General features: G+C 42.2%; 22 protein-coding genes and 10 tRNA genes. 10 read left to right on the forward strand and 22 right to left on the reverse strand.

What is annotated here, in order from left to right:
- Nucleotide 1 precedes the first annotated feature (1 nt).
- Complete coding sequence (gene leuS / locus L3Q70_RS06140) at nucleotides 2-2,590, reverse strand: leucine--tRNA ligase (protein ID WP_237115085.1); 2,589 nt, start codon at nucleotides 2,588-2,590, stop codon at nucleotides 2-4.
- Nucleotides 2,591-2,766: 176 nt separating this feature from the next.
- On the opposite strand from leuS, the gene L3Q70_RS06145 reads away from it, so the two are divergent.
- The 3 genes from L3Q70_RS06145 (at nucleotide 2,767) to L3Q70_RS06155 (ending at nucleotide 6,170) form a co-directional block, all read left to right on the forward strand.
- Nucleotides 2,767-3,225: a zinc ribbon-containing protein gene (locus L3Q70_RS06145; RefSeq protein WP_062570652.1), complete on the forward strand. Its 459-nt coding sequence runs from the start codon at nucleotides 2,767-2,769 to the stop codon at nucleotides 3,223-3,225.
- 69 nt (nucleotides 3,226-3,294) lie between these two features.
- Nucleotides 3,295-5,697, forward strand: coding sequence for an ATP-binding protein (locus L3Q70_RS06150; protein WP_062570653.1), 2,403 nt, complete (start codon nucleotides 3,295-3,297; stop codon nucleotides 5,695-5,697).
- Nucleotides 5,694-6,170: an FKBP-type peptidyl-prolyl cis-trans isomerase gene (locus L3Q70_RS06155; RefSeq protein WP_237115086.1), complete on the forward strand. Its 477-nt coding sequence runs from the start codon at nucleotides 5,694-5,696 to the stop codon at nucleotides 6,168-6,170. Before L3Q70_RS06150 ends, L3Q70_RS06155 begins: the two co-directional genes overlap by 4 nt.
- Before the next feature lie 39 nt (nucleotides 6,171-6,209).
- On the opposite strand, the gene lnt is transcribed toward L3Q70_RS06155, so the two are convergent.
- The 5 genes from lnt to miaB are packed head-to-tail and all read right to left on the reverse strand — an operon-like array spanning nucleotide 6,210 to nucleotide 11,644.
- A complete protein-coding gene (lnt, locus tag L3Q70_RS06160; RefSeq protein WP_237115087.1) occupies nucleotides 6,210-7,757 on the reverse strand; it encodes an apolipoprotein N-acyltransferase in 1,548 nt (515 codons plus the stop codon).
- Entirely contained in the window at nucleotides 7,738-8,622 is an 885-nt protein-coding gene (gene corC / locus L3Q70_RS06165) for a CNNM family magnesium/cobalt transport protein CorC (protein WP_237115088.1), read from the reverse strand. The genes lnt and corC overlap by 20 nt, the downstream gene beginning before the upstream one ends.
- A 22-nt stretch (nucleotides 8,623-8,644) precedes the next feature.
- Nucleotides 8,645-9,100, reverse strand: coding sequence for an rRNA maturation RNase YbeY (ybeY, locus tag L3Q70_RS06170; RefSeq protein WP_062570657.1), 456 nt, complete (start codon nucleotides 9,098-9,100; stop codon nucleotides 8,645-8,647).
- Nucleotides 9,097-10,149, reverse strand: a complete 1,053-nt coding sequence (locus L3Q70_RS06175; protein ID WP_062570658.1) for a PhoH family protein — start codon at nucleotides 10,147-10,149, stop codon at nucleotides 9,097-9,099. The genes ybeY and L3Q70_RS06175 overlap by 4 nt, the downstream gene beginning before the upstream one ends.
- A gap of 49 nt (nucleotides 10,150-10,198) precedes the next feature.
- On the reverse strand, nucleotides 10,199-11,644 hold the full coding sequence (miaB, locus tag L3Q70_RS06180) for a tRNA (N6-isopentenyl adenosine(37)-C2)-methylthiotransferase MiaB (protein ID WP_062570659.1): 1,446 nt from the start codon (nucleotides 11,642-11,644) through the stop codon (nucleotides 10,199-10,201).
- A gap of 258 nt (nucleotides 11,645-11,902) precedes the next feature.
- On the opposite strand from miaB, the gene L3Q70_RS06185 reads away from it, so the two are divergent.
- A complete protein-coding gene (locus tag L3Q70_RS06185) occupies nucleotides 11,903-13,072 on the forward strand; it encodes an FAD-dependent oxidoreductase (protein WP_237115089.1) in 1,170 nt (389 codons plus the stop codon).
- Between the two features lie 133 nt (nucleotides 13,073-13,205).
- Here L3Q70_RS06185 and L3Q70_RS06190 read toward each other — a convergent pair.
- From L3Q70_RS06190 to lolB, 16 genes are all read right to left on the reverse strand, one after another.
- Nucleotides 13,206-13,280 (reverse strand) — tRNA-Gln (locus L3Q70_RS06190).
- 35 nt (nucleotides 13,281-13,315) lie between these two features.
- Nucleotides 13,316-13,400: transfer RNA gene (locus L3Q70_RS06195), tRNA-Leu, on the reverse strand.
- A gap of 71 nt (nucleotides 13,401-13,471) precedes the next feature.
- Nucleotides 13,472-13,546, reverse strand: a tRNA-Gln gene (locus tag L3Q70_RS06200).
- A gap of 35 nt (nucleotides 13,547-13,581) precedes the next feature.
- A tRNA-Leu gene (locus L3Q70_RS06205) sits at nucleotides 13,582-13,666 on the reverse strand.
- A 71-nt stretch (nucleotides 13,667-13,737) separates the two neighbouring features.
- Nucleotides 13,738-13,812 (reverse strand) — tRNA-Gln (locus tag L3Q70_RS06210).
- A gap of 40 nt (nucleotides 13,813-13,852) precedes the next feature.
- Nucleotides 13,853-13,937 (reverse strand) — tRNA-Leu (locus tag L3Q70_RS06215).
- A 163-nt stretch (nucleotides 13,938-14,100) separates the two neighbouring features.
- Nucleotides 14,101-14,177: transfer RNA gene (locus L3Q70_RS06220), tRNA-Met, on the reverse strand.
- Between the two features lie 4 nt (nucleotides 14,178-14,181).
- Nucleotides 14,182-14,256, reverse strand: a tRNA-Gln gene (locus tag L3Q70_RS06225).
- Between the two features lie 36 nt (nucleotides 14,257-14,292).
- A tRNA-Leu gene (locus L3Q70_RS06230) sits at nucleotides 14,293-14,377 on the reverse strand.
- 137 nt (nucleotides 14,378-14,514) lie between these two features.
- Nucleotides 14,515-14,591 (reverse strand) — tRNA-Met (locus L3Q70_RS06235).
- Between the two features lie 441 nt (nucleotides 14,592-15,032).
- The gene (gene ychF / locus L3Q70_RS06240; protein WP_062570661.1) at nucleotides 15,033-16,124 is read right to left on the reverse strand and encodes a redox-regulated ATPase YchF; all 1,092 of its coding nucleotides are present in this window, start codon (nucleotides 16,122-16,124) and stop codon (nucleotides 15,033-15,035) included.
- 34 nt (nucleotides 16,125-16,158) lie between these two features.
- Nucleotides 16,159-16,743, reverse strand: a complete 585-nt coding sequence (gene pth, locus L3Q70_RS06245; protein WP_062570662.1) for an aminoacyl-tRNA hydrolase — start codon at nucleotides 16,741-16,743, stop codon at nucleotides 16,159-16,161.
- 19 nt (nucleotides 16,744-16,762) lie between these two features.
- Nucleotides 16,763-17,371, reverse strand: coding sequence for a 50S ribosomal protein L25/general stress protein Ctc (locus tag L3Q70_RS06250; protein ID WP_062570663.1), 609 nt, complete (start codon nucleotides 17,369-17,371; stop codon nucleotides 16,763-16,765).
- A gap of 150 nt (nucleotides 17,372-17,521) precedes the next feature.
- Nucleotides 17,522-18,469, reverse strand: coding sequence for a ribose-phosphate pyrophosphokinase (locus tag L3Q70_RS06255; RefSeq protein ID WP_062570664.1), 948 nt, complete (start codon nucleotides 18,467-18,469; stop codon nucleotides 17,522-17,524).
- A 79-nt stretch (nucleotides 18,470-18,548) separates the two neighbouring features.
- The gene (ispE, locus tag L3Q70_RS06260; protein WP_237115090.1) at nucleotides 18,549-19,415 is read right to left on the reverse strand and encodes a 4-(cytidine 5'-diphospho)-2-C-methyl-D-erythritol kinase; all 867 of its coding nucleotides are present in this window, start codon (nucleotides 19,413-19,415) and stop codon (nucleotides 18,549-18,551) included.
- Between the two features lie 2 nt (nucleotides 19,416-19,417).
- Nucleotides 19,418-20,005 carry a lipoprotein insertase outer membrane protein LolB gene (lolB, locus tag L3Q70_RS06265; RefSeq protein WP_083515373.1) on the reverse strand — a complete coding sequence of 196 codons (588 nt, stop codon included), beginning with the start codon at nucleotides 20,003-20,005 and terminating at the stop codon, nucleotides 19,418-19,420.
- Nucleotides 20,006-20,088: 83 nt separating this feature from the next.
- Between lolB and hemA the strand changes: the two genes are divergently transcribed.
- The 6 genes from hemA (at nucleotide 20,089) to L3Q70_RS06295 (ending at nucleotide 26,226) form a co-directional block, all read left to right on the forward strand.
- Nucleotides 20,089-21,345 (forward strand): glutamyl-tRNA reductase, encoded by a 1,257-nt coding sequence (gene hemA / locus L3Q70_RS06270; RefSeq protein WP_062570667.1) that lies wholly within the window; start codon nucleotides 20,089-20,091, stop codon nucleotides 21,343-21,345.
- A 7-nt stretch (nucleotides 21,346-21,352) separates the two neighbouring features.
- Nucleotides 21,353-22,438, forward strand: a complete 1,086-nt coding sequence (gene prfA / locus L3Q70_RS06275; protein ID WP_062570668.1) for a peptide chain release factor 1 — start codon at nucleotides 21,353-21,355, stop codon at nucleotides 22,436-22,438.
- A 2-nt stretch (nucleotides 22,439-22,440) separates the two neighbouring features.
- Nucleotides 22,441-23,286 (forward strand): peptide chain release factor N(5)-glutamine methyltransferase, encoded by an 846-nt coding sequence (gene prmC / locus L3Q70_RS06280; RefSeq protein WP_237115091.1) that lies wholly within the window; start codon nucleotides 22,441-22,443, stop codon nucleotides 23,284-23,286.
- Nucleotides 23,287-23,328: 42 nt separating this feature from the next.
- Complete coding sequence (locus tag L3Q70_RS06285; RefSeq protein ID WP_237115092.1) at nucleotides 23,329-24,867, forward strand: response regulator; 1,539 nt, start codon at nucleotides 23,329-23,331, stop codon at nucleotides 24,865-24,867.
- A 24-nt stretch (nucleotides 24,868-24,891) separates the two neighbouring features.
- Nucleotides 24,892-25,266, forward strand: coding sequence for a SirB2 family protein (locus tag L3Q70_RS06290; RefSeq protein ID WP_062570671.1), 375 nt, complete (start codon nucleotides 24,892-24,894; stop codon nucleotides 25,264-25,266).
- Between the two features lie 132 nt (nucleotides 25,267-25,398).
- Nucleotides 25,399-26,226 carry a tetratricopeptide repeat protein gene (locus tag L3Q70_RS06295; protein WP_062570672.1) on the forward strand — a complete coding sequence of 276 codons (828 nt, stop codon included), beginning with the start codon at nucleotides 25,399-25,401 and terminating at the stop codon, nucleotides 26,224-26,226.
- Nucleotides 26,227-26,230: the final 4 nt, after the last annotated feature.

The raw sequence follows: 26,230 nt of genomic DNA on the forward strand, positions 1-26,230 counted from the left end.
CTTAGTTGGCAACCACGTTAAGCAGCTTACCAGGTACGTAAATAACCTTACGAACTGTTACGCCATCTGTGAACTTAGTTACGTTCTCTTCAGCAAATGCTAGGGCTTCAACTTGCTCTTTGGTTGCATCGGCAGGCACTGTTAACTTAGCACGTAGTTTGCCGTTCACTTGTACAATGATGAGTTTCTCATCTTCAACAAGTGCAGATTCATCAACGGTAGGCCATGCCGCGTCTAAAATGTCGCCTTCTTTGCCAAGGTCTTGCCATAATTGGTGACACATATGCGGCGTGATAGGCGCAAGCATGATAAGCAATGCCTCAAGCGCTTCGTTAGCAATTGCCACATCTTGCTTATCAGCAAGTGGTGCTTTAAGCAACTTGTTCGAGATTTCCATGATTGCGGCGATAGCTGTGTTGAATGTTTGACGACGTTCAACGTCATCAGTGACTTTCGCAATGGCTTTATGTAGTTCACGACGAAGTACTTTTTGGTCGCTATTTAATGCAGATTTATCAAGTGCTTGATAGCCCACCGTTTCTACATCAACGGCGTATTTCCAAATACGTTTTAAGAAACGCATTGCACCTTCAACACCTGAGTCAGACCATTCTAGGGTTTGCTCTGGTGGCGCAGTGAACATCATGAATAAACGCACTGTATCTGCACCGTACTGGGCAATAACTTGTTGCGGGTCGATACCGTTATTTTTCGATTTCGACATTTTGCTCATGCCTGCAGAGAATACCGGCTCGCCATCTTCTTTGTGCCACGCTTTAACAACACGACCTTTGTCGTCTGTTTCAGTTTGTACGTCTGTTGGTGAAATCCAGATATCACCGCCTTTCTCATCTTTACGATAGAACGTATCAGCTAATACCATGCCTTGACATAGTAAGCGCTCAAATGGCTCATCTGAGTTTACTAAGCCAAAGTCACGTAATAACTTGTGGAAGAAACGTGAGTAAAGTAAGTGCAAGATCGCATGCTCAATACCTCCGATGTATTGGTTTACTGGTAACCAGTAATTTGCAGCACCAGGCTCAATCATGCCTTCGTCAAAACGTGGGCTACAGTAACGCGCGTAGTACCATGATGATTCCATAAAGGTATCGAAGGTATCTGTTTCGTGGAATGCAGGCGCGCCATTTACAGTTGTTTTTGCCCACTCAGGGTCAGCTTTGATTGGTGAAGTCACACCATTCATTACCACGTCTTCAGGTAAGCGAACTGGTAGCATGTCTTCAGTTGCAGCAAGCTCATCACCATTTTCGTCGCTAAGCATTGGGATTGGAGAACCCCAGTAACGTTGACGGCTAACACCCCAGTCACGTAGACGGAAGTTAACTTTACGCTCACCTACACCTAGCGCTTCTAGTTTATCTGCAACGGCATTAAACGCCGCTTCAAACTCAAGACCATCAAACTCACCAGAGTTAACTAACACGCCTTTTTCAGTAAATGCTTGGTTGTCTAAATCAACTGTTTCTTCAGAGCCAGCTGCTGGTGCGATAACTTGGTTGATCTCAAGGCCATACGCTGATGCGAATTCAAAGTCACGTTGGTCGTGTGCAGGAACAGCCATTACAGCGCCTGAGCCGTAATCCATTAATACAAAGTTAGCAACCCAAATAGGTACTTGCTTACCCGTTAATGGGTGAATCGCATAAAAGCCCGTTGCAATGCCTTTTTTGTCCATGGTAGCCATGTCTGCTTCAGCGATTTTCGTGTTTTTACACTCATCAACAAACATTGCTACAGCGTCACTGTTCTTAGCAGCTTCTTGTGCAATTGGGTGACCGGCTGCAACAGCAACATATGTCACACCCATAAAGGTATCAGGGCGCGTTGTATAAACACTGAATGTATCGTCGTTATCAGCACGCTTGAATTCGATTTCTAAACCTTCAGAACGACCAATCCAGTTACGCTGCATGGTTTTAACTTGCTCAGGCCAGTGATCAAGTTTGTCTAAATCGTCTAATAGCTCTTGTGCATAATCAGTGATTTTGATGAACCATTGTGGAATTTCTTTTTGCTCAACAATGGCACCAGAACGCCAACCTCGACCATCAATTACTTGTTCGTTCGCAAGTACTGTTTGGTCAACTGGATCCCAGTTTACTGTTGACATCTTTTTGTATACTAAGCCTTTTTCGTAAAGCTTAGTGAAGAACCATTGTTCCCACTTGTAGTATTCTGGGTGGCATGTAGCGATTTCACGATCCCAATCATAACCAAAGCCCAATTGCTTTAATTGGTCACGCATGTAATCGATGTTTTCATACGTCCACTTTGCAGGTGCGGTGTTGTTTTTGATTGCTGCATTTTCAGCGGGTAGGCCAAACGCATCCCAACCCATAGGTTGCATTACGTTTTTACCTTGCAAGCGTTGGAAGCGAGATACTACGTCACCAATGGTGTAGTTACGAACGTGACCCATGTGGAGTCGGCCGCTTGGGTATGGGAACATAGATAGGCAGTAATACTTTTCTTTGCTCTCATCTTCAGTGACTTTGAATACTTGGTTTTCTTCCCAGTAGGCTTGTACTTTTGACTCTATGTCTTGCGGGTTATATTGCTCTTGCATCTACGATTCCAGACTTCTTGCAGATTAATAAAAAATTGTCGATAAGGATAACTCAAAATACACGCTAATCACAGCGGCAAATAAGGGCTTTTATGAAATTCTCACTTTCAGGGCAGGTTAACCTATACTTGACTATAGTAAGTACTGATTTTTCATCATTTTTGAAGGAGTAAACGATGGCAGATTATAAATCATGGCTTAAAGACTTAAGCGAATGGCTGAAGGATGTTAAAGACAACGAGCTAAAAGATGCGATGGATAAGTTTGTTGAATCAGAGCAAGCACTCAAAGACTTAGGACAAGAAAAGCTTCATCAATATCGTGACTATCTAAAGCGCGATATCGATCACATCAAAGAAAATGATCAACACTATGATTCTTTAGCTTGGATGGAATTAAAAGAGTCCCTTTGGTACGAGTTATCGCATATCGAAGACAAAACACAACTTGAATGGCATGCACTAAATCAAGATTTTAAACACAATGGCGTCTATCAGCAGGGAGAATGGATAGCCATGGGCACATTAGTATGTAAAAATTGCCAGCATAGTTACGATGTTTACCATGCTACGCAAATTACCCCATGTATTGAGTGTGGTGGTATTTACTTTAGCCGTAAGGCATTACAACCTTAATCAGTGACGCAGGCTTGGGCTGGGCGTTACCTATAATGCCCAGCTAACGCTGGGAAATAAGAAGTTAGAATGACAAAAAAACTGATCCCTCTACCTGTTAGCGCATTGGCACCTGAAATTGCCGACAATCATGTAGCCACTTGCATGAAAAACCCTTATCCAGAAACACTCACGTTTATTGGTCAACAACGAGCTCAAAGTGCGCTTGATTTCTCATTAGGTATGGAGTTACCTGGTTACAACGTGTATGTGATGGGGGAAGCCGCACTTGGCCGCTTTACTCTCGTTAAAGACAAATTAACAACTCATTCTAAAGAGCGCCCAACGCCTAATGAGTGGCTGTATGTTAATAATTATGATGATCATCGCGAACCAATAGCAATGTTTATGCAAGCAGGGCAGAGCAAGCAATTAGCTGATGATATAGATTCATTTATTGATGAAGTACTTGATACTTTTCCTGCTGCATTTGACAATCCAGGTTATCAGCGCAAGAAGAAATCAATCGACCGTGAATTTACCGATACTTACGATGCCGCAATCACTGCCGTGGAAATTGCAGCCCTTGAGCAAAGTGTGGCGTTGATTGAAGAAAACGGCGTTGTTGGTTTTGCGCCTTTAGTTAATGGCAAACAGCTCAGTGATACAGAATTTTCATCCCTTGATGAACCACTTCGAGACGAGTTTTATGAGGTCATTGAAAAGCTTGAAGATGCGTTAATAGAAGCGCTAATTGAGCTACCACGCTGGAAACGTGAATCCTCAGAAAAATTACGTAACTTAAAAAAATCAACCGCAGAGCTTGCTACTAAACCCTTGATTAAAGCACTTGAACATAAATATGCTACACATATTGGTGTTCTGCGTTACTTAAAAGACATTCGCGAAGAAATCATCGATGCTGTACTTGAGTGGCTTGACGATGATGACAACGATGAAAACAAAGAAGACTTTGACCGTAAAGGCATGCTAACTGACTTCTTTGCGCCAAACATTCTGGTGGAGTACAAAGAAGGTGATGCTGCCCCTGTGGTGTATGAACCGAATCCAACCTTTGGCAATATTTTCGGCAAAATTGAATATGCAACCTCACAAGGTTCGCTTATCACCAGTTACCGTTCAATCCAACCAGGAGCACTGCACCGTGCGAATGGTGGCTATTTGATTATGGATGCCGAGAAAGTCATGGCTAACCCACAAGTATGGGATGGACTTAAACTGTCTTTAAAAACGCATCAAATCAAAAACGACTTACCCTATCAAGACAGCTCAGTAGGAAGTAGCTTTACGTTACGCCCGCAGCTTATTCCTCTTGATGTAAAAATAGTGCTTTTAGGCTCACGAGACCTTTATTACACCATTGGTGAGTATGACGAAGAGTTTGCTGAGCTGTTTCGTGTACTGGCTGACTTTGATTATTACTTGCCAAGTAGCGATAAACTGCAATATCAGTTCATTACCAAGGTGACTGAATACTGTCAGCAAACATTACATTGCACGACAAACGAAGCCGCTATGGCGCGTTTGCTTAAGTTTAGCTACCGCCAAGCAGAGCATCATAACAAGCTCTCTGCGCGTTTTGCTGATGTACTAGAATTAGTGGCAGAAGCAAGCTTCTATGCAAAGCAGGATGGCCAAACTGTAATAGATGCTCATCATATTGATGAGGCGATTGTTGGCAAGCAATACCGCACAGGGCAAATCTCTGAGACCATGCTAAGTGACATCAAAGAGGGGCAAATTTTAATTGCCACTGAAGGTCATGCTGTGGGTAAAGTGAATGGTTTAACTGTGCTGCACATTGGTGATACTTCATTTGGTACACCAGCACGCATTACAGCCACTGTTTATGCAGGTGCTGATGGCGTGATTGACGTTGAACGCGAAGCAGAACTGGGTAAAGCAATTCACTCCAAAGGGGTGATGCTATTAACCGGTTACTTAGGTAATAAATACGCTCAGCAATTTAGTTTGACGCTCAGTGCTAATATCGCAATCGAACAAAGTTATGGCTATATCGACGGTGATAGCGCGTCACTGGCGGAGTTGTGTGCGCTTATATCAGCAATAACGAATCTACCTATTAGCCAATCAATTGCATTAACTGGCTCTATCAACCAACACGGGGACGTGCAATCAATTGGTGGTGTAAACGAGAAAATAGAGGGCTTCTTTAAGTTATGTAAAATGCGAGGCTTAACTGGCGAGCAAGGGGTGATCATCCCTAAATCAAACCAAGTGAATTTAGTGCTTGATAATGAAGTGCTCGACGCTGTCGAAAAAGGTCGTTTTAATATTTATGCCGTTGAAACAGTAGATCAAGCGTTGAGTCTATTAATGGAAAAAGAAGCTGGCGAAATGACCGAGCAAGGCTATCCTGATGGCTCTATCAATGCATTAGCACTTGCAAGACTGGCAAATATTGCAGATATCGTTAATGGCGATAATGATGATGAGAAGGACGCAGAATGATTAATTTAATACTTTTACTGATTATTGGTATTTTTTGTTTCTTAATTTTTAAAAATAGCAAAAAGGCTAAGCTGCAAGCCCTTGAAAATGAAAAACTCGCTGCTGATTTTTTAGCAACCAATAGTCAAGCTGATGATGTACACGAAACAGCTTCAGGTTTGCAATACAAAATAGAGCAAAGTGCAGGGAATGACGAAAAACCCAATGCGACTAGCAAAGTTAAAGTGCATTACCATGGCACGCTTATGGATGGCAGCGTATTTGATAGTTCAGTAGTACGTAACTCGCCAATTAGCTTTGGTTTAAACCAAGTGATTGCCGGTTGGACTGAGGGGTTACAGTTAATGAGCGAAGGGGATAAATTCACCTTTTATATTCCGCCGCAGCTTGCTTACGGGCGTAAGCGCGTTGGTAGTATTCCAGCTGGCTCATTACTGATATTTGATGTCGAGTTGATAAAGATAGAATCTTAAAACACAAAAAAAGGCTTCATCATGAAGCCTTTTTAATGGTTACTTTTTGAATCTTACAATCACGCCAGCAGCACTGAGTAATATCACCACAACCCATACTGGCAAATTGCCGTATTGGCTATAAATACTATCGCCTTTGATGAGCGTAATTGTTGCCTCGAGTACATCGGCTTTAAATTGCGGCATAGCTAATTGTGATTTAGCGATGGGGTCGTAAACAGCGCTAATACCATTATTCGTCACTCGAATCAGCGGGCGCTGTAATTCAAGGGAACGCATACGCGCTATTTGCATATGCTGATGCGGGCCATGTGAGTCACCAAACCACGCATCGTTACTAACCGTGAATAAAATATCAGATTCACTGCGGTAATTGCCACGAACTAAACTAGCAAAAGCAATCTCATAACAGATTGCAGGTAAAATATTTAAGCCATTTGCCCGTAAATTGTTTTGCACTTCATCGCCGCGGGTAAAAGATGACATAGGCAAATCAAACAATGGCGCGATTGGGCGCAGTAATTCTTGAAATGGCACAAATTCACCAATCGGCAATAACTGATGCTTTTGATAGCGGTTTTTAGCTAAATACTGATAGTGGCCTTCGCTATCTTCTAGCTCTTTTTTACCAAGCACAATTAGCGTATTAAAAATGTTACGGGTGTCGTATTGGTAATCAACGATACCTGTAATAAGTGCCGTATTGTTAAATGTGGCAGCGCTATCAAGACCCGTTAAATACTCACTGGCCAATGCTTCGAGCTCTGGAACAGCGGCTTCAGGCCAAACTATTAAATCAGCATTCCAATGCAGGCGGGTCATGTCTTGGTATTTACTCATGGTATTCCAAAACTCTGACGGCTCAAAGCGTAAGTGCTGTTTAATATTACCTTGTACGAGAACTGTTTTGATTGTTTTGTCTTGATACTTTGTAGGGCTGCCATTTGCGATAAAATATAAGCCTGTAAGTATTACGACAGAAATAATTAACGGTTTAATATCTTTGTTTATCAAGCGATAAAGCGAAAAGGCAATGAATACGCAAATAAGCGTGATACCAAACTCACCAATCACGGGTGCTAAAAAATTCAGCGGGCTGTCTGTTTGGGTGTAACCAAAGCTCAGCCAAGGAAAACCGGTAAGCAAAGTACCGCGTAAATATTCTGTAATAGCAACGGTAGCAAGTAACCAACAAATAAAGCTATAGGGGCCGTTAGCAAGACGTGTAGCGAGCCAAGCGGCTAATGCAGGATACAGGGCTAAATATGCGCACAGTAAAACCATAAGCGAAATAGAGGCAATCAGTGGCATGCCGCCAAAAGTCGCTATAGAAACATGCACCCAGCTAATACCTGCACCGAACCAGCCCAAACCAAAGATAAAGCCATATTTGGCACTTTGCTTTGCTGCGGTCTTACCACTTGCAAGGGGGTTAATGCAGTAGAGAAGGGCACCGAGTGATATAAAAGCAATATACCAAAGATTAAAGGGGGCGTAGCTAAGGGTCAAAAAGAGGCCCGCAATAAGTGCGAGCCAGGCTTTTTTATCTTTTGCAAGAAGGCTTAGGTTAGTTAGCAGTTTCTTCACTGTCGTTATCATCAGCCTTAGGAATAGTTACTTGCAATTGCAGGATGCGACGATTGTCCGCATTGGTGACTTTAAACTGTAAACCATCAATATCAATGGTTTCACCACGGCTTGGCATATGGCCAAACGCATGCAGTACAGTACCACCAATAGTATCTGCATCTGAGGTACTGTAACCTGTTTTAAAGTATTCGTTAAAGTCGTCGACCGGTGTCAGTGCTTGCACGGCATAAACATGCTTTGCAACTTGACGAATATCTTGTTGGTCTTCGCTTTCATCGTGCTCATCTTCAATTTCACCAACGATGATTTCGAGAATATCTTCAATAGTTACAAGACCAGATACACCGCCATATTCATCGATTACAATGGCCATGTGGTAACGCTGTTGACGAAACTCGTTAAGGAGCGTGTCAACACGTTTACTCTCTGGCACCACAACGGCTGGTCGTAAATAATCACGTAAAGAAGGTAGTTGCTCATCTTTGTTGATGATCAATGGTAATAGGTCTTTAGCTAATAAAATACCTTCAACATGGTCTTTATCTTCGCATACGACAGGAAAGCGTGAGTGCGTAGAATCGACCATCATAGGTAATAGCCGTTCTAGAGGTGTATCGACTTCTAGGGTGACCATTTGTGAGCGCGGTATCATTATATCGCGCACTTTTAGCTCTGATACACCCAGTACCCCTTCAATCATATCCTTTGTTTCAGGGTCGATAAGGTCGCGTTCTTGCGCATCGGCAATTACTTCTACCAGCTCTTCTCTATTCTGGGGTTCCCCTTGCAACATTTGGGCTATACGGCCCAACCAAGTTTTGCCAGAAGAACCCTGGCTAGTTTGCGAGTTGTCGTCGCTCATTGCGTCTAATTGCTCCGTTAATTTAAATATCGTCTCGATATGGGTCAGCGATGTTCAGATCGGCAAGTAACTGCTTTTCTATGCTTTCCATTTCAAGTGCATCTTCGTCCTTTATATGGTCAAATCCAAGTAAATGCAAGCATCCATGAATCACCATATGGGCAAAATGGTCGTGAAAGGCCTTTTCTTGTTCAATTGACTCGGCTAAAACAATCGCCGGACAAATGATTAAGTCACCGACTAAAGGTAACTCAATGCCAGGTGGTGCTTCAAACGGAAACGATAAGACATTAGTCGGCTTGTCTTTACCACGGTAGTCATTATTAAGCTGTTGACTTTGTGCCTCATCACTTATCACAATAGTCAGTTCAGCGTCTTCACGATAATTGCTAAGGGCTTTATCAGCCCAAAGCTGGAATTGTTCAAAGCTGGGTAAGTTGTCAAACTCACAGGCTATTTGTAGGTCTAATTCGGTCACGAGTTTGCTTCTTGTTGGTTTGCTTGTGATTCTTTAATGCGTTGCTTTTCAGCTCGCTTTAAACGCTCAGCTTCATCATTACGCTCGTAGGCTTCTACAATACGAGCTACGACAGGGTGACGCACAACATCATGAGATTGGAAGAAGTTAAAACTAATTGCTTCAACACCATTGAGTACCTCAATTGCATGGCGTAAGCCTGAGCGCGCACCGCGCGGTAAATCGACCTGGGTGATATCACCAGTAATTACCGCTTTCGAATTAAAACCAATACGGGTTAAGAACATTTTCATTTGTTCTGCTGTGGTGTTTTGGCTTTCATCTAGAATGATAAAGGCATCATTCAATGTACGACCACGCATATATGCAAGTGGGGCAACTTCTATGATGTTCTTTTCAATGAGCTTTTCAACGCGCTCAAAACCAAGCATTTCAAATAATGCATCGTAAAGAGGGCGCAAATAAGGGTCGATTTTTTGACTCAAATCACCTGGTAAGAAACCGAGTTTTTCACCTGCTTCAACGGCAGGGCGCGTAAGTAGAATACGACGAATTTCTTGGCGCTCAAGGGCATCAACAGCGGCTGCAACGGCGAGGTAAGTTTTACCTGTACCAGCAGGGCCAATACCAAAGGTAATGTCGTGATGCAAAATATTTGCAATGTACACGCCTTGGTTGTCGTTTCGCGGTTTAATTACGCCACGGCGAGTTTTAATAACCATGTCTTTGCCATAAACGCCTGGATTTTCATCTTGCTCGAGGGCATTTGATTCGCTAATTGCTAAATGAACCGCTTCAGGTTCTATCTCACCAATTTGACCACGTACAGGTTGAGTATCAACATAAAGGTTTTTTAAGATTTCTACACTCGCTGCAGCACAGTGAAGCTTACCAGTGACTCTGAAAAAATTATCGCGATGAGCAATTTCTACACCTAATCGGCGCTCAATTTGTTTGATATTTTCGTCAAACGGACCACATAAAGATGAAAGGCGTTTATTGTCGGCGGGTTCTAAATAAATCTCTAAAGTTTTTAATTGATTACTCAAAATAGCTTCCTATTGATGGGTGCAGGCCATGCCTGCACCAAATTTTCCCCTACGGGACGAAAGTAGCAACGCCAATTTCGTTAGGGGCTTGTGCAGCTTCAGCCTCGGCTGCCTTACTTAAAATAGATGATGGCGCCACGTCACGGCGTAAGTTCATCTCTGATTCTGTACGAATTAATTCACCACGTAAAGAATTTGGCAATGCTTCAGTAATACGTACATCAACGAATTGACCGATCACAGAGTGTGGGCCTTCAAAATTTACAACTCGGTTGTTTTCTGTACGGCCACGTAATTCCATTGGGTTCTTCTTAGAAGGACCTTCAACTAAAATACGTTGTTCGGTATCAAACATTTGGCGGCTGATTTGCTGCGCCATTTGCGTAATACGATTTTGTAACAGGTATAAACGTTCTTTTTTCTCTTGCTCTGATACATCATCTGGTAAATCAGCAGCAGGCGTACCAGGGCGAGCACTGTAGATAAAGCTAAAGCTCATATCAAAACCGATATCATTGATAAGGTTCATGGTTGCTTCAAAGTCAGCTTTACTTTCGCCTGGGAAACCAATGATGAAATCTGATGACATACTTAGATTAGGGCGAATTTTACGTAACTTACGAATCGTTGATTTGTACTCGAGTGCAGTATGGCCACGTTTCATAAGGTTTAAAATACGGTCTGAACCACTTTGCACTGGTAAGTGCAGGTGATCAACAAGTTCAGGTACATCAGCATAGGCGTCAATGATATCTGGCGTAAATTCTACAGGGTGTGAAGTGGTGTAACGAATACGGTCAATACCGTCAATCGCTGCCACATAACGTAATAGATCAGAGAAGTAACAAATTTCACCGTCGTGAGTTTCACCGCGATAGGCATTTACGTTTTGACCAAGTAGGTTCACTTCGCGAACACCTTGCTCTGCAAGTTGTGCAACTTCAAGTAATACGTCATCAAGTGGACGGCTTACTTCTTCACCTCGCGTATAAGGTACTACGCAGAATGTACAGTATTTAGAACAACCTTCCATAATAGATACAAACGCAGTAGGGCCTTCCGCTTTTGGTTCAGGTAGGCGGTCAAACTTCTCAATCTCAGGGAATGAAACATCAACTACCGAGCTGCTGTCGCCACTTTGTACTTGCTTAATCATTTCTGGTAAGCGGTGTAATGTTTGCGGGCCAAATATTACATCAACAAACGGCGCACGTTGACGAATTGAATCACCCTCTTGCGATGCAACACAGCCACCAACACCAATGATTAATTCAGGCTTATCATCTTTTAATAGTTTCCAACGGCCAAGCTGATGGAATACTTTTTCTTGTGCTTTTTCACGGATTGAACAGGTATTGAGTAAGATCACGTCAGCATCTTCAGCTTCTTCAGTTAACTGATAGCCGTTAGTCGCATCTAGTAGATCAGCCATCTTCTGAGAGTCGTACTCGTTCATCTGACAACCCCAGGTTTTAATATGCAGCTTTTTACTCATTGAAATATAGCCTCGTTTTCAATTCGGTAGTGACACAAAAATGTGTTAGAAACAGGATTAAGTGGCAAGTATGCCGACTTAAAGGACGCGTATTTTAGCTGGATACCCGCACAGATCCAAGTATAGTTTTTATCTTTGTGGTGTGAAATCAAACAAGTCACTGTTTTGAAATTCTTAAGCAGTAAATGCACTGACACTGATTATTGAATTACGTTACAATTTGCTGCGTATTTAAATAGCCAAATGAGCGAATATTAAATGAATAAAAATAAGGTAATTGTTGTCGGTGGGGGCATGGTCGGTGCTGCTATAGCTATAAAACTGGCTAAACAGGGGAGGGATGTCACCGTTATTGAAAAGCACCTTATCGATGCAGATCATATTCTTAGCTCAGATAGGGTTGATATTCGCATTTCGGCTATTAATCGCTTTTCAGAGAATTTACTCGATGACCTTGGTGCCATGCCGTTACTAAGACAAAATCGCATTGCGCCTTACCAACAACTAGAGGCCTACCAGCAACAAGGCGAAAATTTATTGTTTGATTGCCATGAGATTGGCGAAACGCATTTAGGTCATTTAATCGAAAATAATTTAATTCAAGCCAGTCTTTGGCAGCAATTCGCCAAGTACGACATCGAAGTGATAGAGCAATTATCAGCCATTACGAATATTATTCAAACGGCTGATTCAATCACCTTGCAGTATGGCGATACTCAATATACTGCCGATTTAGTTGTTGCAGCAGATGGTGGACAGTCACAATTACGAACTAAAGCTGGCTTGGGTGTAACGGGTTGGCAATATGCTCAGCACTGCATGGGTGTGTTAATTAAATTAGATGCCCCGCAGCAAGTAAAAACGTGGCAACAATTTACGCCAACCGGACCCGTGGCGTTTTTACCGATGCAGGCGCCTTATGCTAATTTAATTTGTTATCACGATGCTGCGGTTTTAAAGCAGTGGCAAAAATTGTCGAATGAGCAACTTAAAGCAACGCTCATTGCGCATTTCCCTGAACTACCGGGCGACTTTGAGTTGCTTGAGCAGGCTGTTTTTCCACTTGCACGCCAACATGCCAATGACTATTCGCACGGCCGTTTAGTTTTAGTCGGTGACTCGGCGCACACAATTAACCCGCTCGCTGGACAAGGTGTGAACTTAGGCTTTCAAGATGTTGTAGCACTGGCAGATATTTTGGCAGATCAACCTGATGTTGGTCAGCAAGCGTTACTCAAACGCTACGAGAAAAAACGCCGTCATGCTAATTTGCTAATGATGAGTATGATGGATGTCTGTTACTTTGGTTTTTCAAACGAGATAAAACCACTGAGTTGGGTGCGCAGTAAGTTCTTAAAGCTTGCTAATAACACAGGACCTGCAAAGAACTGGGTTTTAAAGTATGCGATCAGCGGGACATTAAGTTAACCACATAGTGATAGAGACTAAACACGGGTTAATGAAAATTAGCCCGTTTTTTTTGTGCTAAATAAAAATGAATTAAATTTTGGAGAAATTAGAAATTAGAAATTAGAAATTAGAAATTAGAAAGGGAAGTAGTTGGCTGGGATACCAGGATTTGAACCTGGGAATGGCAGGATCAAAACCTGCTGCCTTACCGCTTGGCGATATCCCAACAAACTTGAAGAGTTTTAGTTCTACTTAAGAACATGGTGCGGAAGGAGAGACTTGAACTCTCACAACCGAAGTTACTGGAACCTAAATCCAGCGCGTCTACCAATTCCGCCACTCCCGCATCATTCGTACATAAAGTACTGGTAGTTATTTTAGACTCTTCATTGAGTATTCTTTGTCACTTTGAGAAAGTGGCTGGGATACCAGGATTTGAACCTGGGAATGGCAGGATCAAAACCTGCTGCCTTACCGCTTGGCGATATCCCAACAAAAGTTGATAGTTTTGGTTCTTATCAAGAACATGGTGCGGAAGGAGAGACTTGAACTCTCACAACCGAAGTTACTGGAACCTAAATCCAGCGCGTCTACCAATTCCGCCACTCCCGCATCATTCGTACATAAAGTACTGGTAGTTATTTTAGACTCTTCATTGAGTATTCTTTGTCACTTTGAGAAAGTGGCTGGGATACCAGGATTTGAACCTGGGAATGGCAGGATCAAAACCTGCTGCCTTACCGCTTGGCGATATCCCAACAAAGAATAAGTTGATAATTTTGGTTCTTATCGAGAACATGGTGCGGAAGGAGAGACTTGAACTCTCACAACCGAAGTTACTGGAACCTAAATCCAGCGCGTCTACCAATTCCGCCACTCCCGCACATCTTTCGCGTTCGTAGTAAAGGAACCTAAATCCAGCGTCTTAATCAAGACATCGGCCAATTCCGCCACACCCGCATTATTCGTACATAAAGTACTGGTAGTTATTTTAAACTCTTCATTGAGTGCAGTTTAACTCCTGCAGAGCCATTCTAAAGAAAGAATGGTGGCTAAGACGGGATTTGAACCTGTGACCCCATCATTATGAGTGATGTGCTCTAACCAACTGAGCTACTTAGCCATTGTGGCTGGGATACCAGGATTTGAACCTGGGAATGGCAGGATCAAAACCTGCTGCCTTACCGCTTGGCGATATCCCAACAAAAGCTTGATAGTTTTAGTTCATATCAAGAACATGGTGCGGAAGGAGAGACTTGAACTCTCACAACCGAAGTTACTGGAACCTAAATCCAGCGCGTCTACCAATTCCGCCACTCCCGCATACCTTTTGCGTTTGCAGTAAGGGAACCAAAATCCAGCGTCTTAATCAAGACATCGGCCAATTCCACTACTGTCGCATTATTCGTACTTAAAGTACTGGTAGTTATTTTTAACTCTTCATTGAGCAACAAAAAGAATGGTGGCTAAGACGGGATTTGAACCTGTGACCCCATCATTATGAGTGATGTGCTCTAACCAACTGAGCTACTTAGCCATCTTTTTTGTTAACACTTCATCGCTGAGTGCGGGGCGTATTATGCTGATATGACCTAAATCCGTCAACACCTTTTTTGCAAAAAAACACTTAACAGGGTTTGTTTGCATTAAAATTAAGCTAACAGGTTAAATTTTACTTAAATTGCTGTTTTTTTGTCGGTCAAAGACAACTCTAAAAGTCTGTTACGTATTATTGTAAATAAAAGCTCATTTTTAATCTGTTTGATTTTCATACAAAAATTAAGTTTATAAATTTAAAAACTATTTTGTTGGTAGTTTTTCTAACTCATAAATGCATTTACAGCTATACAGAGTAGAAGAGTAGGGAGATAAAATGGCGCTATTGCAGTACTAAAAATTGCATGCGTATCGTGATGTAAACCCAGAAAATAAAAAAGGCTCGTAATTACGAGCCTTTTAAATAGAGTTGCTTAAGAACTTATACGTTAAATAAGAAGTTCATGACATCACCGTCTTTAACGATATACTCTTTACCTTCTTGACGCATTTTACCTGCTTCTTTTGCACCGCTTTCGCCTTTGAACTCAATGTAATCGTCAAAAGCGATTGTTTGAGCACGGATAAAGCCACGTTCAAAGTCTGTGTGGATTTTACCAGCAGCTTGTGGTGCCGTCGCACCTACTGGAATGGTCCATGCGCGTACTTCTTTTACACCTGCTGTAAAGTAAGTCTGTAATTTAAGTAGCTCGTAACCACCACGGATCACTAAGTTAAGGCCTGGCTCTTCTAAACCTAGGTCAGCCATAAATTCTAATTTATCTTCTTCTTCTAGTTCAGATAACTCAGATTCGATAGCAGCACAAACAGGAATAACAACCGCGTCTTCAGCTGCGGCAATTTCACGTACTTTATCTAGGTAAGGGTTATTTTCAAAACCATCTTCTGCTACATTCGCAATGTACATCGTTGGTTTGATTGTTAAAAAGTTAAGCGTTTTAATTGCCGCTTTTTCTTCTTTAGTGAGTTCTAAAGAACGTAATGTTAAACCTTCATCCAGATGCGCTTTTACTTTCTCAAGTACAGCGTTTTGCTCTTTCGCGTCTTTATCGCCGCCTTTTGCTTTCTTGGCATTACGAACAAGCGCTTTATCTGCGCTATCCATATCTGCAAGTACTAATTCGGTGTTAATAACATCAATATCGTCAGCTGGATCGATAGTACCAGCAACATGGACGATATTTTCGTCTTCAAAACAACGAACAACATGACCAATTGCATCTGTTTCACGAATATTCGCAAGGAACTGATTACCTAGACCTTCACCTTTTGAAGCGCCTTTTACAAGGCCTGCAATATCAACGAACTCCATCGTTGTTGGTAAAATGCGTTGTGGATTGACGATTTCAGCAAGCGCATTTAAGCGCGCATCAGGAACTGGCACCACACCCGTATTTGGTTCAATAGTACAGAAAGGGAAGTTAGCGGCTTCGATTCCCGCTTTAGTTAGTGCATTAAATAATGTTGATTTACCAACGTTTGGCAAGCCAACGATGCCACATTTAAAACCCATAGTAAGATACCTTGTGTAATTTCATTAAAACGGATTAAGGTTTAAATGAATGTAGTCTGTTTTGTGCTTTTAACACACCATCTTTTGCAAGAATTTCCATGCAACGAACTGCTTCGTCGATTGCGGCATCCATTTTTTCTTGATCGTCTTTCGCAGCTTTGCCTAGCACCCAACCTGTTACCATTTCTCGGTGACCAGGGTGTCCAATGCCAATACGAAGGCGCATAAAATCTTTTTGGTTTGCCATTTTCGCAATAATGTCTTTTAAACCATTGTGACCACCGTGGCCGCCACCTTTTTTTAGTTTAGCAATGCCTGGTTCTAAGTCCATTTCGTCGTGAGCAACGAGAATGTTTTCAACAGGAATTTTAAAGAAATTAGCGAGACTACTCACCGACTTACCACTTAAATTCATATAAGTTGTAGGGATCAGTAGTTTAAATTCTTGGCCTTGAATAATCACTTTGCCAGTGAGGCCGTGATATTTAGGATCATGTTTGAGAGTGCAGTTGTAACGTGCAGCGAGTTCTTCGATGAACCAAGCACCTGCATTATGGCGTGTGTTTGCGTATTCGGGGCCTGGATTAGCCAGGCCCACAAGCATTTGAATAGAATTCAAGGTGTGTACACCTTAAAAATTATTCTGCAGCGTCTTCTGAAGCTTCTTCAGCAGGAGCAGCTTTGTTAGCTTTAACAGTAACAACTGACTGATCGTGATCTGCACCTTTAGCAAGCTCAACAGATGAAACACCTGAAGGAAGTTTAAGGTCAGAAAGGTGGATTGAATCACCAGCTACTAAGTCTGCAACGTTAACTTCAACGAACTCAGGAAGTGACTTAGGAAGACACGTGATTTCGATTTCAGTTAATTGGTGAACAACAGTGTTACCTGCTTTAGTTACTTTCTCTTCACCGATGAAGTGTACTGGCACTTTAGTGTGAAGTTTGTGAGAAGCATCTACACGTTGGAAGTCTAAGTGAGTGATCTTAGGCTTGAACGGGTGACGTTGAATATCTTTAAGGATAGCTTCAACTGACTCGCCACCGATGTTTAAAGTAAGGATGTGCGTGTAGAAACCTTCGTCTTCTTGCGCTTTGATCATATCTTTGTGTGCAAGAACGATAGATGCAGCTTCTTTGTCAGCACCGTAAAGGATTGCAGGAACTTTATCTTCACGGCGTAGGCGGCGGCTCGCACCAGTACCTGTTTCTGTACGTAATTCTGCATTGTATGTATAAGTTGACATAATGTCTCCAATAATTAATAGTCGTAGGGCCTTTGCGACCAAGGTCCCTAGCCAAAAGGCGCGCTATCATACCACCCCTTTTAGGGAAAATAAATAACGGCTACAAAAAAAGCACCAAATGGTGCTTTTTTCAATATCATGTGCTGTTGATTAATGCTCAAACATCGCAGAGATTGATTCTTCGTTGCTGATACGACGAATTGTTTCAGCAAGCATATCTGCAAGCGTAAGTACTTTGATATTATCAAGTGCTTTAAGCTCGTCAGTAAGTGGTATTGAGTCAGTAACAATCACTTCGTCAATAACTGATTCACGAATGTTCTGTGCTGCATTACCTGAAAGAACTGGGTGGGTTGCATAAGCAAAAACACGTTTTGCACCATGCTCTTTAAGCGCAGCTGCTGCTTTACATAATGTACCGCCTGTATCAATCATGTCATCAACGATGATGCAGTCACGACCTTCAACGTCACCAATAATATGCATTACTTGTGATACGTTTGCTTGTGGGCGACGCTTATCGATGATAGCAAGGTCAGTGTCATTTAATAGCTTCGCGATTGCACGAGCACGAACAACACCACCGATATCAGGAGAAACAACCACGACGTCTTCGAAGTCGCGCTCTTTCATGTCTTCTAATAGCACAGGGCTACCGAACACGTTATCAACCGGTACGTCGAAGAAACCTTGGATTTGTTCTGCGTGTAGGTCAACAGTTAATACGCGGTCAACACCAACACTTGATAAGAAATCTGCAACTACTTTAGCTGTGATTGGTACACGAGCAGAGCGCACACGGCGGTCCTGACGCGAATAACCAAAATAAGGAATAACTGCGGTAATACGTCCAGCAGACGCACGACGTAGGGCATCAACCATAACGATAAGTTCCATCAGGTTATCGTTAGTGGGGTTACAGGTTGATTGAACAATGAAAACGTCAGAACCACGAACATTTTCATTAATTTGAACACTGATCTCACCGTCACTAAAACGGCCAACAACAGCATCGCCTAATTCAATATACAAACGTTTTGCAACTTTTTGAGCTAGCTCAGGTGTTGCGTTACCAGCGAAGAGCTTCATGTCAGGCACGGTAGGGTTCCTCAGGCACTGAATTTTGGGACTAACAGGCTATGGTAGGCACCAAAGCAGGTTAACATTTACTTGTACGTTACTTCATTTCAAAGTGAGCATTTAAAGCTGTATGAGCAGGAGAAATTGTAGCACTACTTGCAACAAAACCCGTCCATTTTTCTGGTAATTCGGCTAAAACTTGCTGTGCTTGTGCCTCGGTTGAAAACTCAGCAAAGCAGCAAGCGCCTGTACCAGTCATCTTTGACGGGGCGTATTTTAGCAACCACTGCAGGGCTTTTTCAACCTCGGGGCAGAGCTTTTTAACTAAAGCCTCACAATCATTGCGTAAATTTTCTGTTTGCCAGTCTGCTTTTAGTTTCGGTGTATCGCGTTTTAAATCGGGGTGAGTAAAAATTTTTGCGGTGCTTACATGCTCCCCAGGGTGGATCACACAATACCAACGCTTTGGTAACTCGACGTTATGAAGTTGCTCACCAATGCCGTGCGCAATGGCGGTGTGGCCATTAATAAACACAGGGACATCAGCGCCTAAGGTCACGCCTAAATTTGCTAACTCGTGTAAAGATAAATGACAGTTCCATAATTTATTAAGCGCGAGCAAAGTTGTTGCGGCATCGGAAGAGCCACCCCCAACACCGCCGCCCATTGGCAAACGTTTTAATAGCTTTATTATAGCGCCTTGTTGGCAATCACAGTGTTGTTGTAATAAACGGGCTGCTTTATATATAAGGTTATCTGCAAGCTCAATACCGTCTGTATCACCGGTTACTGTAATGTTTGGCTCGTTGTTAACAGTAAATGTTAAGTCATCACCAAACTCTAAAAAGGTAAATAAGGTTTCTAACTCATGGTAGCCGTCATCACGGCGCGCATTTATATGAAGAAATAAATTAAGTTTTGCAGGCGCTATTAACGTTAGCGGGGCGGTTGATACTTGCGTCATGATTAATTTAACTGCCAATCATTAAGTTGAATTTTTATACGGATTTTTTGGTTTTTGAGGCTTAGCTTAACAGGAAGCCAATAGCCATCTTGTTTAATGTAATCTGAATAGGTTATTTGCCACTGTTGGCCATTGTGTGCTTGCCAAATCAGATTTTTTAATCGGCCTTGCTCATCATAACTGGCTTGGTCGTTTTCGACAGTGCCTTTTAGCCACTTTGCGGCGTTATCTAATGGAATCGAAAAGCCAGTTAAACGGTATAACAACATAGCCGCATCGCGATCGGTATAAACATCACCGTCATATTCAAGTTCGGCCCCTTGGGCATTTTGTTTTAAAGACAAAATACGAGTGCCAATAAAACTGGTGAGTACCATGTCACTGTATAGCTCATCATGTTGCCAGTTTAAATTAGCAGATTGGCGCTGCTCTGTGCTAATAAATGCCATTTTTCCCTGTACTTGCCACTGAGCTTGTTGTTCTAAACGGCTTTTCCAGTCAGGATAAATGTAATCAACGGTTGACATTTTTTGCGCACAACCGCTGATAAATAAAAAAAACATGAATAAAATCAAATATTGTTTAATCAAATGACGTTCCTTACTTTCCATATTCCGCTGATTTTTGGTAAAATTAACGCCTTTACAGCTGGGCTTAGCAATATTTGGTACATATGACCATCGTAGCACTTGGTATAAATCACAAAACCGCATCCGTAGAATTACGTGAAAAAGTCGCGTTTTCACCTGAGCAAATGGCTGAGGCGTTACAGCAATTAAGCGGTCATGCGCATTTTAATGAAGCGGTTATTGTTTCGACCTGCAACAGAACCGAAATCTATTGTAGCCTTGCTGAGCGTAATTCCCAAACCTTGTTACGTTGGTTAGCAGGTTTTCATGGTTTGGATGAACATGAACTGAGCAATAATACTTATTACTACGAAGGTGATAAAGCGATTAACCATTTAATGCGAGTGTCGTGTGGTCTTGATTCTTTGGTGCTCGGTGAGCCGCAAATTCTGGGGCAAATTAAACAAGCTTACCATAACGCGAAAACACACGATGCTATTGGCGTAACCTTCGATCGTTTGTTCCAAAAAACCTTTTCGGTAGCGAAACAAGTTCGAACTGAAACGGACATTGGTGCCAGTGCAGTTTCGGTTGCCTATGCCGCTGTTAATCTAGCCAAACATATTTACGGCAAACTCGATAAAACCAATGTACTGCTTATTGGTGCGGGTGAAACTATAGAGCTTGTTGCAAAGCATTTATATCAAAATGACCCGCAAAAAATAACCGTAGCGAACCGCACCATTGAACGAGCGAAGAGCTTAGCGAGCGAAGTTAATGCAGATGTGATCGCGTTGGCTCAGCTACCGGAGCGGTTACATGATGCAGATATTGTTATAAGTTCCACCGCCAGCACGTTACCAATTATTGGTAAGGGTGTCGTGGAGCAAGCCCTAAAAATGCGCCGCCACAAACCTATGCTATTTATTGATATTGCGGTTCCACGTGACATTGAAAGCCAAGTAGGTGAGCTTGATGCCGCTTATTTATATTCAGTTGATGACTTACAAGCCATAGTAAGCGAGAATATCGCGGCTCGTGAGCAAGCTGCCGAACAGGCACAAGACATTATCAGTGCACGTACGAATGAGTTCGTTATGTGGCTGCGTTCACTGGATTCAGTGGATTTAATTCGTCATTATCGTAATGACGTCCAAGATATAAAATCTGAACTTGTTGAAAAGGCGCTTAGCCAGTTGCAAACAGGTAAAGAGGCAGAAAAAGTGATACTCGAGTTGGCAAATAAACTGACCAACCGCTTGATGCACGCACCTACCCGTGCCATTCAAGATGCAGCAAAAAATGGCGAAGCTGCTGAGTTAAGTCAATTAAAGAAAATGTTAGGTATTGATCAGGAATAGTCGTTAAATGAAAGAGTCTGTTTATAGAAAATTAGAAACCTTAGTTGAGCGTTATGAGGAAGTGCAAGCGCTACTAAGCGACCCCTCTGTGATCAGCGATCAAAATCGCTTTCGTACCTTATCTAAAGAGTATTCAGAGTTAGAAGAAATTGTTAAAGCGTTTTTAGCGTATCAGCAAGCACAGGATGATGTAGCGACAGCTGAAGAAATGCTAAAAGATTCAGACCCTGATATGCGTGAAATGGCGCAAGAAGAATATAAAGAAGCAAAAGCACAAATAACGGCATTAGAAGACGAAATCCAAATTCTGATGCTGCCAAAGGACCCTAAAGACAATAATAATGTCTACCTAGAGGTTCGTGCGGGTACCGGTGGTGACGAAGCCGCTATCTTCGCTGGTGACTTATTCCGTATGTACAGCCGCTACGCTGAAACCAAAAAGTGGAAAGTAGAAGTAGTAAGTACTAACGAAGGTGAGCATGGCGGTTATAAAGAAGTAATTGCGCATATCTCGGGTGAAGGTGTATATGGTCAGCTTAAATTTGAATCAGGTGCACACCGTGTACAACGTGTACCAGAGACTGAATCGCAAGGCCGTGTTCACACATCAGCCTGTACTGTAGCAGTCATGGCCGAGATTCCTGAAGCGGAAGCAATTGAGATTAACCCCGCGGATATTAAAGTGGATACCTTTCGTGCATCGGGTGCCGGTGGTCAGCACGTCAATAAAACTGACTCAGCAATCCGTATCACACATATTCCAACAGGTGTGGTTGTAGAGTGTCAGGATGAACGTTCACAGCATAAAAACCGTGCTAAAGCGATGTCAGTACTTGGCGCTCGCTTGCAACAAGCTGAAGACGAAAAACGCCAAGCTGCAGAGGCATCTGAGCGTCGTAACTTAGTTGGTAGTGGTGACCGTTCTGAGCGCATTCGTACTTATAACTACCCGCAAGGCCGTATTACCGATCACCGTATTAACTTAACTCTCTATCGTTTGAATGAAGTGGTTGCAGGTGATTTAGGCAGTGTAATCGAACCACTTATGCAAGAACATCAAGCTGACTTACTCGCTGCGATGGGCGATGAATAATCGTGCCACAAAGCATAGAGCAAGCACTGGTTGCTGCGACGGCGTTACTAACGCCTAGCAGCGACAGTGCGAAATTAGACGCCCAAGTCCTGTTATTATCCATCCTGAATAAACCGCGTAGTTACTTATTCACTTGGCCAGAAAAACACCTTACCGAACAGCAACAGCTCGATTTTGAACAGGCATGCCAACGCCGCTTAAAGGGTGAACCTGTCGCGCATATTGTCGGTTTTCGTGAATTTTGGAGCCTTCCACTTAAGGTAAACCCAACAACCTTGATTCCACGACCTGATACCGAAACGTTAGTTGAATACGCTTTAGGTCTTGAGCTGCCCGCTGATGCAAATGTGCTTGATTTGGGCACAGGTACAGGCGCTATAGCACTTGCGCTGGCCAGCGAAATGCCAAATTGGCAGGTGACAGGGGTAGATAGAGTGGCTGATGCCGTCGCATTAGCCCAAGAAAACCAACAGCGACTCGATATTAACAATGTCACTTTTGCTTTGAGCAATTGGTTTAGTGCGGTTAAAAAAGAAAAGTTTGACCTAATTGTCAGCAACCCCCCCTATATCGAACACGATGATGAGCACTTAAGCCAAGGTGATGTGCGTTTTGAGCCATTATCAGCATTAGTAGCCGATGACGACGGCATGGCTGATATTAAACAAATTATTACTATCGCGCGTGACTATTTGACAACAAATGGCTATCTTTTAATTGAACATGGTTACCAACAAAGTGTGAAAGTCCAAGAATTTTTTGCACAAATGTCGTATAGCCATATACTTACAGTAAAAGATCTTGGCGGTAATGACCGTGTAACGTTAGCGCAGTGGGCTCATAAATAATAAGCTTTGCTGGGCACACATAGCCTTTGAGGATCCCAAACAATGGATGAATTTTTGTTTTCGGATGAAGCACTTGATGAAGTCAGTGAGGTGGTTCAAGGTAGTTGGAAAGTCATCGTTGTTGATGATGAGCCAGAAGTACATGCCGTAACAAAGCTTGCGCTCAGTGACTTTGAATTCCAAGACAAACGCCTTGAGTTTATCAGTGCCTATTCAGGAGAAGAAGCCAAGCAAGTTATTGAACAGCACCCTGATGCAGCTATAGTTTTACTTGATGTTGTTATGGAAACGGATGATGCGGGGCTTAAAGTCGCTAAATATATCCGTGAAACTGCGAAGAATAATCATATTCGTATTATCTTGAGAACGGGTCAACCAGGCCAAGCACCTGAACGACAAGTTATTGTTAATTATGATATTAATGATTACAAATCGAAAACTGAGCTGACCGCACAAAAATTGTTTACGGTGGTGATGTCAAGCTTACGCTCTTATCGCGATATTTTATCGATTGAGCAATCACGTCAGGGTCTCGAAAAAATAATTAAAGCATCACGCGATATTTTTTCTACCCATTCGCTAGAGCACTTTATTGAAGGTGTAATGCAGCAACTTACATCTTTGTTAGGCACTGTTGAGCAAGCTATGTATGCGACAAGCTTAGTTGCGAGTAACCCTCTTGATAATCAAAAAAAGCTGGTGGTTTTTTCCGGTCGGGGGGAGTTTGAGCGCAGCGAAGGTAAAGCAATTGAAGAAGTGCTCACTGATGAACAGCTCAATGCCTGCCAACAAGCTCTAAGAGATAAAACGATTGTCTATCGTGATAATTATTTATTTGCCTATTGCAGCAGTGAGTTTAACCATAATTCTATGTTGTTTATCTCGGGTATCCCTAAACATTTAACTGATACACAACGCCATTTGATTGAAATTTTTTCGCAAAATGTTCAATTGGCGTATGAGAATGTACAGCTTCAAGCTGAAATTGAGGCGACACAACAAGAGCTTGTGTTTAGACTCAGTGAAGCTCTAGAGCAGCGTTCAACTGAAACGGGTAACCATGTAAAACGTGTTTCGCATATCTGTTATGAGCTGGCGATGGGATATGGATTATCTAAACGCGAAGCTGAACTTATTCGCTTAGCTGCACCGCTGCATGATGTGGGTAAAGTAGGTATTCCTGATGCCATTTTAAATAAACCTGGCCCGCTAACAGACGAAGAGTGGGCTATTATGCAGCAACATGCTGAAAAAGGTCATTTAATCCTAAAGGGCTCGAATCGTGACATCGTTAATACTGGGGCCATAATTGCGCTATCTCATCATGAACGTTGGGATGGAACAGGTTACCCTAAGGGCTTGAAAGGTGAAGAGATTCCTATTGCTGGGCGTATTGCCGCATTAGCCGATGTGTATGATGCACTACGTCATAAACGCTGCTACAAAGAGGCGTGGTCACTTGAAGATGTTGTAAAGGAAATTAATGCACAACAGGGCAAACAATTTGACCCTAAGTTAATAGAAGTGTTTAATCAACGCGTTAAAGAAATAGAAGACGTACTCGTACGTTATCCAGATTAATTAAACAAAGTAGTATTGGGGCATATGGATTATTTAGCAGTAAAACATACTCACATGTTATTTGCCGTGTTGAGTATTGTACTATTTTACGTTCGTTCTTTTTCACGTTTAAAAACGGGCGCACTTGCAAAAAATAAAGTGGTGTTCATTGGAAGTCATAGCATTGATACATTGCTGCTTGTTTCTGCAGTTGCGTTAATCGTGATGGCAGGATTTAACCCATTAGAGCAATCATGGTTATTAGAAAAAATTATACTTGTTATTGCTTATATCGTACTAGGTGTTGTGGCTGCAAAGCAAAGCGCACAGACTGCGAAAGTGGTATTGCTTGCTATAACCACCTTCATTTTATTAGCAATTGGTTATTTAGCTTCGGCTAAAACTGCACTTCTTCTCTAAGAATCTCTGAGCGGTATTTTGATGGCGAGTGCCGTCGTACCGCTTTTTTATATCTCATCGTTCAGTATTGGTAACTTAGGGCAAAAGTAGGTAAACTAGCACCTCGTTTTTGAAAGAGATGTTGCAGTATAAATGACCACCCCTTGGTTTGAAGATCAAAATGAATCCTATCAAGATGAGGCCTACGATGCATTTTCTTCTAAAGTGCTTTATCGTTGTATTGATGCTGAATTAAAGTGGGATACACAAGTAGATCTAACTGCTTGTTATGAACTACTCAATGAATTTGAGCATACGGTTTCAGTACTTTGTGTTGAACATAAAGAGCCTCATGAACGCTTAGATAAACTCTTGGATATCTTTTATCAACAATGGCTTTTCAGTGCTTCTAGCTTGAAAGTACCCGAATACACCTTAAATAGCTTTAGCTATACGGTTACGATGCGCAGTGGTACGCAAACAACATTGGCTATTTTACTGTGTCACTTATTACAACATGCTAACTTGGATGCTTCAGTGACCTTAAGTCAAGGTGAAGTGCAGGTGCATGTTGCCATAAGTGATGAAGAAGGGTATCTCATAGAGCCAAGCACAGGCCAGCAAAGTTGGTATATCATTCCTGAAAATGCCAGTGAAGAGAATGGCGATGAGCAAGAGCCGCTTGAACTGGTGTTTGATGAAGAGATATATAAGCTTTACTTAGCTCAGCAAAAATGGTCATTCATTAGCGAAAGTAAATTTGGTCATGCGCTACACTGCGTTGACATGCTGATGGAATTATTAGGCGATGATCCTTATGAGCGTCGTGACCGTGGCTATCTACTTAATCAGTTAGATTGCCCTAAAATGGCCAGAGATGATCTACAGTATTTTGTTAATGAATGCCCAGATGATCCCGCTATCGATATTATTCAGCACCAGATTGCTGAAATAGAAGACAACAATAATACACACCACTAGTTTT

Source organism: Pseudoalteromonas sp. CF6-2 (assembly GCF_021729425.1).
Taxonomy (GTDB): Bacteria; Pseudomonadota; Gammaproteobacteria; order Enterobacterales; family Alteromonadaceae; genus Pseudoalteromonas; species Pseudoalteromonas arabiensis.

Coding starts and splice junctions, on each gene's coding strand:
- leuS (WP_237115085.1), bottom strand. CDS start 2,590: ATGCAAGAGCAATATAACCCGCAAGACATAGAGTCAAAAGTACAAGCC.
- L3Q70_RS06145 (WP_062570652.1), top strand. CDS start 2,767: ATGGCAGATTATAAATCATGGCTTAAAGACTTAAGCGAATGGCTGAAG.
- L3Q70_RS06150 (WP_062570653.1), top strand. CDS start 3,295: ATGACAAAAAAACTGATCCCTCTACCTGTTAGCGCATTGGCACCTGAA.
- L3Q70_RS06155 (WP_237115086.1), top strand. CDS start 5,694: ATGATTAATTTAATACTTTTACTGATTATTGGTATTTTTTGTTTCTTA.
- corC (WP_237115088.1), bottom strand. CDS start 8,622: ATGAGCGACGACAACTCGCAAACTAGCCAGGGTTCTTCTGGCAAAACT.
- miaB (WP_062570659.1), bottom strand. CDS start 11,644: ATGAGTAAAAAGCTGCATATTAAAACCTGGGGTTGTCAGATGAACGAG.
- L3Q70_RS06185 (WP_237115089.1), top strand. CDS start 11,903: ATGAATAAAAATAAGGTAATTGTTGTCGGTGGGGGCATGGTCGGTGCT.
- ychF (WP_062570661.1), bottom strand. CDS start 16,124: ATGGGTTTTAAATGTGGCATCGTTGGCTTGCCAAACGTTGGTAAATCA.
- L3Q70_RS06250 (WP_062570663.1), bottom strand. CDS start 17,371: ATGTCAACTTATACATACAATGCAGAATTACGTACAGAAACAGGTACT.
- ispE (WP_237115090.1), bottom strand. CDS start 19,415: ATGACGCAAGTATCAACCGCCCCGCTAACGTTAATAGCGCCTGCAAAA.
- hemA (WP_062570667.1), top strand. CDS start 20,089: ATGACCATCGTAGCACTTGGTATAAATCACAAAACCGCATCCGTAGAA.
- prfA (WP_062570668.1), top strand. CDS start 21,353: ATGAAAGAGTCTGTTTATAGAAAATTAGAAACCTTAGTTGAGCGTTAT.
- L3Q70_RS06285 (WP_237115092.1), top strand. CDS start 23,329: ATGGATGAATTTTTGTTTTCGGATGAAGCACTTGATGAAGTCAGTGAG.
- L3Q70_RS06290 (WP_062570671.1), top strand. CDS start 24,892: ATGGATTATTTAGCAGTAAAACATACTCACATGTTATTTGCCGTGTTG.
- L3Q70_RS06295 (WP_062570672.1), top strand. CDS start 25,399: ATGACCACCCCTTGGTTTGAAGATCAAAATGAATCCTATCAAGATGAG.